The sequence below is a fragment of the Ketobacter sp. MCCC 1A13808 genome (genome assembly GCF_009746715.1).
Taxonomy (GTDB): domain Bacteria; phylum Pseudomonadota; class Gammaproteobacteria; order Pseudomonadales; family Ketobacteraceae; genus Ketobacter.
In genome coordinates this window covers 98,558-111,062 of sequence record NZ_VRKW01000006.1, presented here as the reverse complement: position 1 = coordinate 111,062, position 12,505 = coordinate 98,558, and the positions used below count along the sequence as shown (strand labels likewise).

At 51.1% G+C, this 12,505-nt stretch carries 9 protein-coding genes; 6 read left to right on the top strand and 3 right to left on the bottom strand.

The window, feature by feature from the left end; all coding sequences use genetic code 11:
* The first annotated feature begins 95 nt into the window (after positions 1–95).
* The 4 genes from FT643_RS12990 to asnB all read left to right on the top strand — a co-directional run bounded on the left by FT643_RS12990 (position 96) and on the right by asnB (position 5,209).
* Positions 96–524 (top strand): hypothetical protein, encoded by a 429-nt coding sequence (locus tag FT643_RS12990; RefSeq protein WP_156871832.1) that lies wholly within the window; start codon positions 96–98, stop codon positions 522–524.
* 10 nt (positions 525–534) lie between these two features.
* Entirely contained in the window at positions 535–1,968 is a 1,434-nt protein-coding gene (locus FT643_RS12985) for a sodium:solute symporter family protein (RefSeq protein ID WP_156871831.1), read from the top strand.
* Between the two features lie 105 nt (positions 1,969–2,073).
* Positions 2,074–3,156: an aspartate/ornithine carbamoyltransferase family protein gene (locus FT643_RS12980; protein ID WP_156871830.1), complete on the top strand. Its 1,083-nt coding sequence runs from the start codon at positions 2,074–2,076 to the stop codon at positions 3,154–3,156.
* Positions 3,157–3,190: 34 nt separating this feature from the next.
* Positions 3,191–5,209, top strand: coding sequence for an asparagine synthase (glutamine-hydrolyzing) (gene asnB / locus FT643_RS12975; protein WP_156871829.1), 2,019 nt, complete (start codon positions 3,191–3,193; stop codon positions 5,207–5,209).
* Positions 5,210–5,237: 28 nt separating this feature from the next.
* On the opposite strand, the gene FT643_RS12970 is transcribed toward asnB, so the two are convergent.
* Complete coding sequence (locus FT643_RS12970) at positions 5,238–6,482, bottom strand: Zn-dependent hydrolase (RefSeq protein WP_317622030.1); 1,245 nt, start codon at positions 6,480–6,482, stop codon at positions 5,238–5,240.
* Between the two features lie 251 nt (positions 6,483–6,733).
* Here FT643_RS12970 and acnA point away from each other — a divergent pair, with 251 nt between their 5' ends.
* Positions 6,734–9,403: an aconitate hydratase AcnA gene (acnA, locus tag FT643_RS12965; RefSeq protein ID WP_156871827.1), complete on the top strand. Its 2,670-nt coding sequence runs from the start codon at positions 6,734–6,736 to the stop codon at positions 9,401–9,403.
* A gap of 32 nt (positions 9,404–9,435) precedes the next feature.
* Positions 9,436–10,821 (top strand): class II fumarate hydratase, encoded by a 1,386-nt coding sequence (fumC, locus tag FT643_RS12960; protein WP_156871826.1) that lies wholly within the window; start codon positions 9,436–9,438, stop codon positions 10,819–10,821.
* A 6-nt stretch (positions 10,822–10,827) separates the two neighbouring features.
* On the opposite strand, the gene FT643_RS12955 is transcribed toward fumC, so the two are convergent.
* Complete coding sequence (locus tag FT643_RS12955; protein WP_156871825.1) at positions 10,828–11,259, bottom strand: hypothetical protein; 432 nt, start codon at positions 11,257–11,259, stop codon at positions 10,828–10,830.
* Positions 11,260–11,390: 131 nt separating this feature from the next.
* Positions 11,391–12,500: an SDR family oxidoreductase gene (locus FT643_RS12950; protein ID WP_198043517.1), complete on the bottom strand. Its 1,110-nt coding sequence runs from the start codon at positions 12,498–12,500 to the stop codon at positions 11,391–11,393.
* Positions 12,501–12,505: the final 5 nt, after the last annotated feature.

The following is a 12,505-nucleotide window of genomic DNA, read 5'->3' as shown; positions in this document are numbered from 1 at the left end:
TTGATTTGAGTAGGCGGCTTTGTTACTCTGGTGTCGCTTTTACCCGCATTAGCTAACGACAAGCCAATAGGTCTTTTTCCGGATCCATGTTGAGAATGACGCTCTATTTTTGCCTGCTTTTTTGCGCTTTTTTAGTGCAAGCTGAGCCGGAACCAAGCCCGCAGGAGAACGTCATTCTTGCGAACGCTTCCTCAGTGAGTGAAGGCTTTGTCACCCTGAGCTTTGAAGAATACTCGAAACAGGAGCAGCCTGTCCGTATCCAGATTTCTTCAGATTCTCAATTCCAGCATCTGGTGCGTGAATTTACCCTGACTTCACAATCCCAGGTACATCTCAGTGGTTTTAACGATGGTGATTATTTCGCCCGCATCGTTTCTCCTATAGGTCAGCCCGTCGGCAAGCCAGCTCAATTTGCAGTTGCGCACCGCGATCTGACGTCAGCAACTCTCTTATTCGGATTGGGTGCCGCATTGTTTGCGATTCTGGTGGTCTGTCTGTTCCGTTTTACGCAAAAGAATAACTAAAGCAGAGCCTATGTTTGCCGCACAGATTCCTACTCAAACTGCAGTCATTATTTTAATCATTTTTGGATTAGCCTGGGTGCTGTTCGGGTGGTGGCTAGGCCGCCGCAACCGCACCGTGGATGATTTTATGCTGGCTGGGCGGAGCGTCGGTATAGCGCTGGCGACCGCCACGGCGATGGCGACCTGGGTTACCAGTAATACCACCTTGGTCGCGCCGCAATTGACCTATCAATTTGGCGTTTGGGGCATGATAGGTTACTCAATGGCAGCGTTGGGTTTGATTCTGTTTGCCCCGATGGCAAAACGTATTAAAACCTTGATGCCGCAAGGGTACACTTGCGGTGACTTTATCCGGGTCCGGTTTGGCAAGCCGGCGTGGTATGTATTCCTGATCGTCTCTTTCTGCTATGCGTTAGGTTGGTTAGTCAGTCTGGGCATGGCAGGGGGTATCTTGTTGCACGCGCTCAGCGGCTTGGATTATCACATCGGCATGACGGTGATACTGGCAATTTGTGTCGGTTATACATTGCTGGGTGGTCTGAAAGCCGTTATCGCTACCGACTATATTCAGACTATTATTATTTTGTTGGGCGTGTTGTTCATCGGCTATGTGTGTTGGCGTGATGTGGGCCTGGAAACCATTTATGAATCGGTATCGGAACAACAGCCCCAGTTGCTCAATCTGCTTTTCCCTGCGGCAATTATGTTCCTGTTTAATAACATATTTTTTGGCATTGGTGAGATTTTCCACTCAAATGTCTGGTGGTCTCGTGCATTTGCATTTAAAGAAGGTATCGGTAAGCGCGCGTATTTATTGGCAGGGCTGCTTTGGCTGCCGATTCCGATCGTGACCGGGTTTATAGCGTTGGCGGCCACCAGCCTCAATATATTTCCCCCCAGCCCGGATATGGTGGGGCCGCTGGTTGCCGCTAAACTTTTAGGCAGTGTTGGCGCGATTTTTGTATTTATCGTTGTGTTTTCTGCTTTGGCCTCCAGCCTGGACTCGTTATTAGCGGCTACCAGCGATCTGATTACGGAAGATGTGTATCGGGGTATGATACGCCCGCGAGCCAGCAACGAGCACTTGTTTAAAGTCAGCAAACTGGTGATATTGGGTTTAGGGTTTGGCACCTGGCTGTTGTGTCTGCCGCGAATAGCGACGTTGGGGGAATTGTTAAATCTTACCGGCGCGTTTGTAGCAAGTACAATCTGGCCAATTGTTTTCGGGCTTTACCGTACTCGCTTACACGGTACTTTTGTGGCGTTGGCCATGGTGTTAGGAACGCTATGTGGTCTGGCAGCGTACTTCGTTATCGGATTTTACGTTGCGGCCTTAAGCTCTTGTCTGGTGTCTTTGGTCGTGTGTTGTCTCGGGCTTATGTTGCGGGATGCAAAATTTGATTGGCAGTTATTGCAAACAATGGAGAGAAATCATGGTCATTGATATTGCCGTTTTCGAGGCTCTCATCCTCTGCGCCATGCTGGTTACCTGTTTGTCGCCGGTCATACTCATTGGTTTATTAATTCAGGATTGGAAAAAGGATAGGCTATGGTAGACGCATTTGATGAAAAGGGTGTGAACTTTGAACGTGCGGTGCCGGATGTCTATGGCGATGCACATCCAAAGGGTTTGTTGAAAACAATTCAGGAGGATGGCGAACCGTTAAAACAGCTGTCTTCTCAACATATTATTTCTTCAGATCAATTCGATCAGGATGTCCTGTTGCAGTTGTTCAGGCTGGCAGCCAAGTTCGAAGCGAATCCCCGTCGTTTCCGTACCCCTTTGCAGGGCAAAATTCTGATCAGCGCATTCTATGAGCCCAGTACCCGTACCCGGCTTTCGTTTGAAAGTGCATGGCACCGCCTGGGGGGTGATATCATGTCGATAACGGATCGCTCTACTACCGGTATAGCGAAAGGGGAGTCCCTTTCGGATGTGGGCGAAATGTTTAATAACTACGGCGACTGTGTGGTGCTGCGGGATAATTACGAATCCTCCGTACACGAAATGATGCGCAGTCTGCGTATACCTATTATTAATGCGGGCAACGGATTAGATGAGCATCCCACTCAGGCATTGGCAGATCTTTATACGATTCTGAAATGGAAGCCGGAGCTGGTAGCCACAGGGGATGACAAGGCCGATCCGATCCGGATCGGCGTGGTAGGCGTTCCCAACCAGATGCGAACGGTGCGTAGTCTGTTAAAAATGTTTGCTATCTTTCCGGAAACCATGGAAGAGGTGGTCGTCATCTGTGAAGATGACCCCGGGGCGATCTTTGATACCGGTCAATTGGAACAGTTGACTCAGGCGGGCCTCAACGTACGTGTAACGTCGGATCTGGACGAAGAATTACCGAAATTGGACGTGGTGTACATCAACGCCATCGCATGGAAAGGGGATGGATTTGAGTCCTATGGCGCGCGCTATGTTCTGGATAGCAAATCCCCGCTGAAGAAAGATGCTATCGTGTTGCATCCGTTGGCGCGTGGCGAGGAGTTGGGGGTGGATCTGGATGGTACTCCCCACAATTGGTATTTTTCCCAGGCCAGGGGTGCGGTCTTTTTACGTATGGCGCTGCTCACCTGTATGTGTGAGCGTATAGAAAGGGTAATGGACGTCTGGATGTAAACGGCGTCTGTATTCATTAACTCAGGAGAATTCTATGTGTGGTATTGCTGGTGTGTTTCACCGCGACCCCCAAAAACCCATCGACTCCCAGGTATTGGTCAATATGGCGGCGATCCAGTATCACCGTGGACCAGATAATTTCGGCTATTCGAACCCGCCGGGATTAGGGGTGGGGATGAGTCACGCGCGCCTTTCAATTATAGATCTGAATGAGGAGCGAGGGCGTCAGCCTCTGGTATCAAAGGATCAGAACTATTATCTGGTTCACAACGGCGAGTTTTACGACTTTCAGAAAATTCGTTCAGGCTTAGTGTCTAAAGGGGCGCGTTTCGCCACCAAGAGCGATTCGGAAATAATTTTGCATTTGTATCCCCGCTACGGGCTGGAAAAAACCCTGGATTATTTGCGCGGTGAATTTGCATTTGCGTTGTACGCCAAAAATGATGACCACATGTATCTGGTGCGTGATCGTTTTGGTGTTAAGCCTTTGTACTGGACCGAGACCGAAGACGGGATTGTGTACGGTTCCGAGCTGAAAGTGCTGTTTGCGCATCCGTCGGTAAAACGCAAGCTGTCTGCGGCAGGGACTTATCATCAGCTGATCCAGGTAACCGTTCCCGGCAGCACGGCATTCGATGGAATCCATCAGGTATTGCCCGGGCATTTTATTAAGATCAAGCGTAAAAACGGTCAATTAACCGTGACCAACAAGAAATATTGGGATATTGATTTCCCGGTAGCGGGAGAATACGTCAACCATAAAGACGAAAGTCATTACGTTGAAGGCGTACGCGAACAGTTGCTGGAAGCGGTGCAGCATCGTTTGCAAGCGGACGTGCCGGTGGGTTGTTACCTTTCCGGTGGCATCGACTCCTGTTCTATTCTTGGGTTGTCTGCGGCAGCGCGGCAAGACCCGGTAAAAGCGTTTACCATCGGTTTTGATAGTGAAGCCTACGATGAAACGCCGATAGCCCGCGAAATGGCAGAGATGACCGAAGCGGACCAATTGGTGTTGACCCTGTCTGCGGACGATCTCTATAAAAACTTTTCCCGCACCATCTGGCATACCGAGCGCACGATCTATAACACGCTGGCTGTAGCCAAATTGTTGATGAGCGAAACGGTCCAGAAGAACAATTACAAAGTGGTGTTGACCGGAGAGGGCTCGGACGAGTTGTTCGCAGGTTATCCTGCCTTCCGTAAAGACATGTTCTTGTACGGTCTGGATTCCCTTCCGGCCAGTTTGCGTAATGAGTGGCAGTCCAGCCTGGAAGAAAGTAATAGTCTGTTCCGTGGTGCTATGTTGCCCAGGGAAGATTTCAACTCCGTAGCCATGAGCGAAGTGGTTGGGTTCACGCCGACCTGTCTGCAAAACTGGTTGCACTGTGATAGCTTTGCCATGAAATTATTAAACCCGCAATGGCGCGACGATTTGAAAAATTACGATGCCGGAGCGGCGATCGCTCAAACCTTCGATCGTGATCAGCTGGACGGACGCCATCCGCTGGATAAAGCGCAATATGTGTGGATCAAAACCATGCTGGAAGGGCAGATCCTGACCTGGGGCGGCGATCGGGTGGATATGGCGAACTCGATGGAAGCGCGTCCTGCGTTTTTGGATCACCACCTGGCGAAATTTGCGACTACAGTGCCGCCGCAGTTACGCATCAAGGGTGCGACGGAAAAGTACGTTTTACGTGAAGCCATGAAAGGGCTGTTACCGGAAACGTTGTATAAACGTCAGAAGTTTGCATTTATGGCGCCACCGGCTCACACCGATACCAAAAAATGGAAAATGCTGATGAACTTGACCGATGAATTCGCCAGCAAAGAAAAAGTGGAAGCGGCCGGATTGCTGGATTACGACGGTATTCGTGCTTTGATTGACGGGCACGAAGACCCGAGCATGGATCGGGATACAAAAGTACAACTGGATGCCGTGTTGAACCATGTGCTGGGCGTGCAATTATTGCATCACCACTTTGTTGAGCAAGATCTGCCTAAGCTGGCCCAGCAACGGGCAGATGAACTGGGTTGGAAGGCAGCGAGCTAGCTGCCTTGTGCGCGTCCGGGTAAAGCCTCTATGCTTTACCTTCTGCATTATCGTGCTGAATAGTTAAAAGGCTGTTTAACAATACGTTGCAGCCTTTTTCTACGTCTGACCAATGGGACCACTCGTCCGGTGCGTGACTGACACCGCCGACACTGGGAATGAAGATCATTCCGGTGGGCGTGATATCGCTAAAGAATTGTGCATCATGACCTGCACCGCTGGGCATCAGTTGATAGCTGTATCCCAATTCCTGCGTATTTTTTTCAATTACATCCATTACGTATTGCGAACAGGCCTTGGGCTCCAGCCAACTCATTTGTTCGTATTCAAACATCAGCCGGTGACGGCGGGCGATGGCCGATAAGGCTTTTCGGCAACTGTCTGATACGTCTTTCATGACCTCTTCAGACATATCCCGCCCTACCAGTGTAAATTCTGCCTGACCAGGAACGGTGTGCGCATAACCGGGCTTCAATTCCACTCGACCAATGGTCAGGCGGGTTTTATCGGTGCCGTTCTCTTCGATTATGCGACCGATTTCGTGTGCAAATTCCGCCAGCCCCATAAACGCGTCACTGCGCAGGTTCATCGGCGCAGTGCCAGCATGATCGGCTTTTCCAATAAACTTAATTAACCATTTGAACACCCCGGAAATGCCTTCCACCACACCAATGGTTTTTTTACTGGCTTCCAGCACTGGCCCCTGCTCGATATGTAATTCCAAAAACGCTTTGATGGTTTCGGGGGCACGCACAGCATGTAAAGCCTGATGGTAGTCCAGGCCGTATTTGGCCATGGCATCGGTAATCTTTTCACCAGTGGGGTCTTTCGCATTTTCCAGCCAGCCCAGGGTCAGGCTGCCGGTGAGTGCCTGGGCTCCCAGCATACCGCCGAAGCGGCCTTCTTCTTCGCTGGTGGCTATGATTTCAATGGGATAGCGGAAGGGGATGTTATTTTCCTGGATGATCCGGATGCACTCAAGTCCGGCCACCACACCCAGTGTGCCGTCAAAAATACCGCCAGCAGGGACAGAATCCAGGTGGGAGGCGATAATAATGGTTGGTTGAGATTCACCGCCTTCCGGCTCCAGGCGGGCGCACACATTACCTGCACCATCCATTTGCACTTTCAGGCCGTAGCTCTCGAAATATTCCATTAGCCATAGCCGGGATTCCCAATCCGGATCGGTAAAGCCCTGACGGTAGATACCTTTGTCCTTCTCGTTAAATCCAAATTTGGCCAATTGATAGAGATCTTTTTCTACCCGGTCGATATTAATTGAATAGGTAATAATGTAATCCTCTTTTCAATATGTGCGTATATCAATGTATAGTCATTAGAGTGAATCTTCAATTCTGCACGCTATATAGTTTTGCAGGGCGACAACCCGCTGAACGAATTGGTGTGGACGTGGTCGAAGATTGCTCAGGTTAGTGTGTGGTCATTTTAAAGTGTCCGCACATATGGGGCCAGTACTATGTCAAAAGTACCAGACAGCACGTCACTAGCATAAGGAGGGTTGCTATGTCCGTTCAGGTAAACGATACACTCCACACCCGCACTTCATTGTCCGTTAGCGACAAACAATACACCATCTTCAGTTTGCAAAAATTAATCGAATCCGGGCACGAGTCAGTCCGTAAGTTGCCGTACTCCCTGAAAGTATTATTGGAAAATTTGTTGCGCTTTGAGGACGGAGTAAGTGTTAAGTCCGAACATATCCAGGCGTTAATCGATTGGAACCCCGTGAACCCGGTCAAGCAGGAAATTGCGTTCCGCCCGTCTCGCGTTTTGATGCAGGATTTCACCGGAGTTCCTGCGGTCGTGGATTTGGCTGCGATGCGCGACGATGTGGCGCGCCGGGGCAAAGACCCGGCATTGATTAATCCCATTAACCAGGTGGATCTGGTTATAGACCACTCGGTGATGGTGGATAAATTCGCAGATCCTTCTGCTTATCACGACAACGTTGAAATTGAAATGGAGCGCAATGGCGAGCGCTATCAGTTTTTACGCTGGGGGCAGTCGGCGTTTGACAATTTTCGGGTAGTGCCTCCAGGCACCGGTATTTGCCACCAGGTAAATCTGGAATATTTAGCGGAAGTCGCCTGGCGCAAGGAGATTGATGGGGAGACCTATGTGTTTCCGGATACACTGGTGGGCACCGACAGTCATACCACCATGATCAACGGTCTGGGCGTCCTGGGTTGGGGTGTAGGCGGCATCGAAGCCGAAGCGGCGATGCTCGGACAACCGGTGTCGATGTTGATACCTGAAGTGGTGGGCTTTCAGCTAGATGGAAAGTTAAACGAAGGTATTACCGCGACCGACTTGGTATTAACCGTCGTTGAAATGCTGCGTGCGCACGGCGTTGTGGGTAAATTCGTGGAATTCTATGGCGCGGGACTGGACCATTTGCCGTTAGCTGACCGCGCCACCATCGCCAATATGGCGCCGGAATACGGTGCAACCTGTGGTTTCTTTCCGGTAGACCAGGAGACCATAACGTATTTAACCTTGTCCGGGCGTCCCCCTGAACTGGTTGAATTGGTGGAAGCGTACAGCAAGGCCCAGGGGTTGTGGCGGGATGAGTCCGATGCCACTCATTACAGCAGCTCATTGCACCTGGACATGTCGTCAGTGGTGCCCAGCCTGGCTGGCCCCAAGCGGCCCCAGGATCGGGTGCCTTTGCCTAAGTTGCCTGCCGCCATCACCGATGTGCTGAACTTGTCCGGTCGCACTGAACCTCAGGAAATTGCAGTATCGGGCGCGGATTATTGTTTGGCAGACGGTGACGTGGTGATCGCTGCCATTACATCGTGCACCAACACATCCAATCCCGCAGTAATGATGGCTGCCGGCTTAATTGCGCAGAAGGCAGTTGAGCTGGGCATTACCACAAAGCCCTGGGTAAAAACGTCGTTGGCGCCAGGGTCCAAGGTGGTCACTGATTATTTGGTGAAGGCCGGGCTGCAAACCTATCTGAATCAACTTGGGTTTAACTTGGTGGGGTATGGCTGCACCACCTGTATCGGTAATTCCGGTCCCTTGCCGGACCCCATTGAAGCGGCAGTGGACGAAGGTAAATTAACCGTGTGTTCCGTGTTGTCCGGCAATCGGAACTTTGAAGGCCGCATCCATCCCAAAGTGCGTGCAAACTGGTTGGCGTCACCGCCGCTGGTGGTGGTGTATGCCCTGGCCGGTTCCACCTTGCTTAATTTGGACGAGGATCCGGTAGGCGAAACCGCAGAGGGCAAGCAGGTGTATTTAAAAGATCTGTGGCCCACAAATGCGGAAATTCAGCAGGCGGTGGCCTTGGTGTCGAGTGATTTGTTCAGTCAGCAATACGCGGATGTGTTCAGCGGTGATGAGCAGTGGCAGTCAATTCAGGTGCCAGACAGTAAAACCTATGAGTGGGATTCCAAATCGACTTATATCCAGAATCCGCCGTTTTTCCTCGACAATAGTCATGACCCCTATGCGGATGTGAGCGGAGCCAGGGTGCTGGCACTGTTAGGTGACAGTATTACCACGGACCATATATCCCCAGCAGGTAGTATCGGGGAGACAAGTCCCGCCGGGTTGTATTTGAAAGCCAACGGCGTGCAGAAAAAAGATTTCAATTCCTACGGTTCGCGACGTGGTAATCATGAAGTGATGATGCGCGGTACATTCGCTAACGTGCGTATAAAAAATGAAATGTGCCCCGGTGTAGAAGGGGGGGTCACACAGTTTCAGCCGCAGGGTGAACAGATGGCGATTTATGACGCCGCTATGAAATACCAGCAGGACAATGTCCCCCTGGTGATCTTTGCCGGTAAGGAATACGGCACCGGGTCCAGTCGCGATTGGGCCGCCAAGGGAACCCGTTTGCTGGGCGTGAAAGCCGTAGTGGCCGAAAGCTTTGAGCGCATTCACCGTTCCAATCTGGTCGGTATGGGGGTTCTGCCACTGCAATTTCCGCCAGGAGAAAGCCGCAATACCCTGCAACTGAACGGAACCGAAATAGTGTCGCTTACCGGATTAAAAGGTTTGGGTATGGGCACTAAAGTGACGTTGCATGTGGTGCGTGAAGACGGTAGTGAGGCATCACTGGAGCTGATTTGCCGTATTGATACAGAAGATGAACTGCACTATTACCAGCAAGGCGGGATTTTGCAATACGTATTGGAGCAGCTAGCAGAACGAAGTTAAATGAGCACAGTGAATAGCACGCAGGGATAGTTATGGAAACCCGCACAGAACGCGATGCACTGGGCAAGGTGGAAGTGCCGGCAACGGCACTTTGGGGTGCCCAGACGCAACGATCACTACAGAATTTCCCCATCGGCGATCAACATTTTCCGGCGCAGTTTATTTTTCAGTATGCGCTATTAAAAAAAGCAGCGGCGTTGGCCAATACGGAATTGGGTAAGCTGGACGCAGAGTTAGCCGGTTACATTGTGGACGCATGTGATGAAGTAATGGCAGGCCAGCATCGGGATCAGTTTCCATTGTCTGTTTGGCAAACCGGAAGCGGCACGCAGACAAATATGAACCTGAACGAAGTGATCTCTAACCGGGCTAACGAGCTGGCGGGTAATAAACGCGGCACTCAGCAGCCAATACACCCCAACGACCATGTCAATATGTCGCAATCCTCCAACGACTCCTTCCCCACGGTGATGCACATGACAGTGGTGCATCAGTGGTATCACCAGTTGTCACCGGTATTGACTGATCTGTTGCAAAGCCTGGAGAACAAACAAAACCAATTCAAAGATCTGATCAAAAGTGGCCGCACCCATTTAATGGACGCGACTCCGATAACACTGGGTCAGGAGTTCAGCGGTTACCGCGGGCAGGTTCAGCTGGCAATGCAGGAACTGGAAAAAGCCGTTCCCGGACTGATGGCGCTGGCCATCGGTGGCAGTGCGGTGGGCACGGGATTAAACACACACCCGCGGTGGCCGGATACGGTGGTGGCAAGGATTAATAGTTTGACCGGGCTGTCGTTTGTGCCCGCTGAAAATAAGTTTATGGCGCTGGCAGGGCATGAGGCGTTACTGAGTTTTCACGGAGCGGTGCGTGTGCTTGCCAGTGCTTTATTTAAGATAGGGAATGACTTGCGCTGGATGGGCAGCGGGCCTCGTTGTGGTTTAGGTGAGCTTAAAATTCCCGCGAATGAGCCGGGCAGCTCGATTATGCCAGGCAAAGTAAACCCGACTCAAATTGAGGCTTTAACTATGGTGGCGTTGCGCGTGTTGGGAAACGATCAAACGATTGCCATGGCGAATACCCAAGGTCAATTTGAACTCAATGTGTTCAAACCACTGATTATTTATACCGTTATGGAATCGGTTACTCTGCTGTCCGATGCCATTGCCAGTTTTACCCGCCGTTGCCTGGACGGGATCGAAGCGGAACCGGCGCGCCTGCAGCACTTCGTCAGCAGCACTCTAATGTTGGTTACGGCGCTCGTGCCCCACATCGGTTATGACAAAGCATCAGAGGCGGCGAAGAAAGCCTACGCAGACCAAACCACATTAAAGCAAGCGGTAGTCGCATTGGGTTATCTGGACGATTCGGAGTTTGAACGGTTAGTGGTGCCGGAATCGATGCTGGGTCCCTGAGCCTGACTACGGCTTACGCCAGCTTGCATAATTTACTAACCAATCTCCATCCTGTAAACGCCACTGGGTTTCCACTTGATAGATCGCGCCTTCCCGGGGTATCAAGCCCTGGCTGCCGGTTAGCAGCACGTTGAAGCTCGCATCGGTGGTAAAGTCGTCCCGTGATTCAATGGTCAAATTGGTGAGGACCACGTGAATGGTTTGTTTACGCAGCATTTGAGCCAGCATGATGCGCTTCACCCAATGCCTATCCTGCCCCGAAGGGGTACTGAAACCTTCGTCAAAATGCTCCAGTACCAAATCGGGTTTACCGGTTTCAATGCCTTCGGTGATAGCGTCGATATGTTGGCTTATAAGTTCTTCCAGCGGTGTTTCTTCGCAGCCGGAGAACATCGTACCCAATAGCAGCAGTAGCAGCAGAACCAACGTTTGTTTCATTCGGAAAATGGACTTGATTGTTCTGCTCCTCGTGCGTTGGTAACCCCGGCTTAAATTGATAGCGTTATGGAGCATGCTATCAAGCATTGCCAAGAGTGTAGCGATCAAAGTGAACCTCCGCTAGTCGGACGCTAGCTGGCAGTATGAAATTGGGCAAATTCATTACCTGCCAAAAATGCCACCGTTCTTTTTACAACGTCGGTAATGTCCGGCATCACCAGCCCCATTTCAGCGGCCACCTTTTGGCTGGCCTGGGTATCGAAACGATAAGGCTGCAAAAAATCCAGAGTTTCTGCGGACATGCCGGAGATACGGGACAAGCCCAGGTTCAGCAGTAACTTGACCCATTTCTTCGGCACATGGTGGGTTGCCGGCTTCATATCCAGATGCTCAGCGATCAGTTTCAACAGCGCTGCAAAATTCGGTGTGCGCTCATCCAGGACCAGATAATCCTGTCCTATGGTGTGAGGTACATGAATAATGCCGGTAATAAATTGCACCAGATAGTCCAGCGGAATCAGTGGAATCCAGTCCTCTGCTTTGCCTGGTATCAGCGGCATGAATTTATTCTTCACCCCATATACCAGTTGCGGAAAACCCTGCGGCTGCAAAATCTCACCGGTTTGCGAATGACCCGCCACAGTACACAGCTCTATATTCGTGAGAGGAAGCTTATGGCGTGCTGCCCGGCGCGACATTTCGAAGCTGGCCACCACTTTCGCAGCTTCATAAGCGCTGAAGCGTCGATAGAGCCGGTCTTGTTGGGCAGCAGTCAGTCCATCTGCGTAATCATAGGTGTTGGCATTCAACTGCAACGTTTCCCAGATCTTGGGTGCTTTCAGCATATAGCCGGTCAAATGTATTAATTGCTTCAGGTCCGGCATCTTCACTAGTTGCTGTGCTAGTTCAATGGTGCCCTGTACTGTGGTCAGGTGGGCTTGTTGCCGGCTCAGGCCCCACTCAAAAGACGATCCCATGTGATATACGATCTGACATTGTGCCAGGTGCTGTAGGCCCTCCTGATTGATGCCCAGTGCCGGACTATTTAAGTTTCCTTCGACTAATTGCACTCGCTCGGGCGTGCCACCATGGCGTTTTATCCAATCAAGGTATGTCGCTTTCCTGGCGGCACTATTGCGCGCCAGAACGTACACCTGATGCCCCTGCTGAGTCAGCGTTGCTGTGGTCCAGGAGCCGATGAGCCCGGTGCCCCCGGTGATGAAAATTGTCGATGTTGCCATGGCCT

What these genes read in the sequence shown, in the direction of transcription:
- FT643_RS12990 (WP_156871832.1), top strand. Translation starts at nt 96, where the DNA reads ATGACGCTCTATTTTTGCCTGCTTTTTTGCGCTTTTTTAGTGCAAGCT.
- FT643_RS12985 (WP_156871831.1), top strand. Translation starts at nt 535, where the DNA reads ATGTTTGCCGCACAGATTCCTACTCAAACTGCAGTCATTATTTTAATC.
- FT643_RS12980 (WP_156871830.1), top strand. Translation starts at nt 2,074, where the DNA reads ATGGTAGACGCATTTGATGAAAAGGGTGTGAACTTTGAACGTGCGGTG.
- asnB (WP_156871829.1), top strand. Translation starts at nt 3,191, where the DNA reads ATGTGTGGTATTGCTGGTGTGTTTCACCGCGACCCCCAAAAACCCATC.
- acnA (WP_156871827.1), top strand. Translation starts at nt 6,734, where the DNA reads ATGTCCGTTCAGGTAAACGATACACTCCACACCCGCACTTCATTGTCC.
- fumC (WP_156871826.1), top strand. Translation starts at nt 9,436, where the DNA reads ATGGAAACCCGCACAGAACGCGATGCACTGGGCAAGGTGGAAGTGCCG.
- FT643_RS12955 (WP_156871825.1), bottom strand. Translation starts at nt 11,259, where the DNA reads ATGAAACAAACGTTGGTTCTGCTGCTACTGCTGCTATTGGGTACGATG.
- FT643_RS12950 (WP_198043517.1), bottom strand. Translation starts at nt 12,500, where the DNA reads ATGGCAACATCGACAATTTTCATCACCGGGGGCACCGGGCTCATCGGC.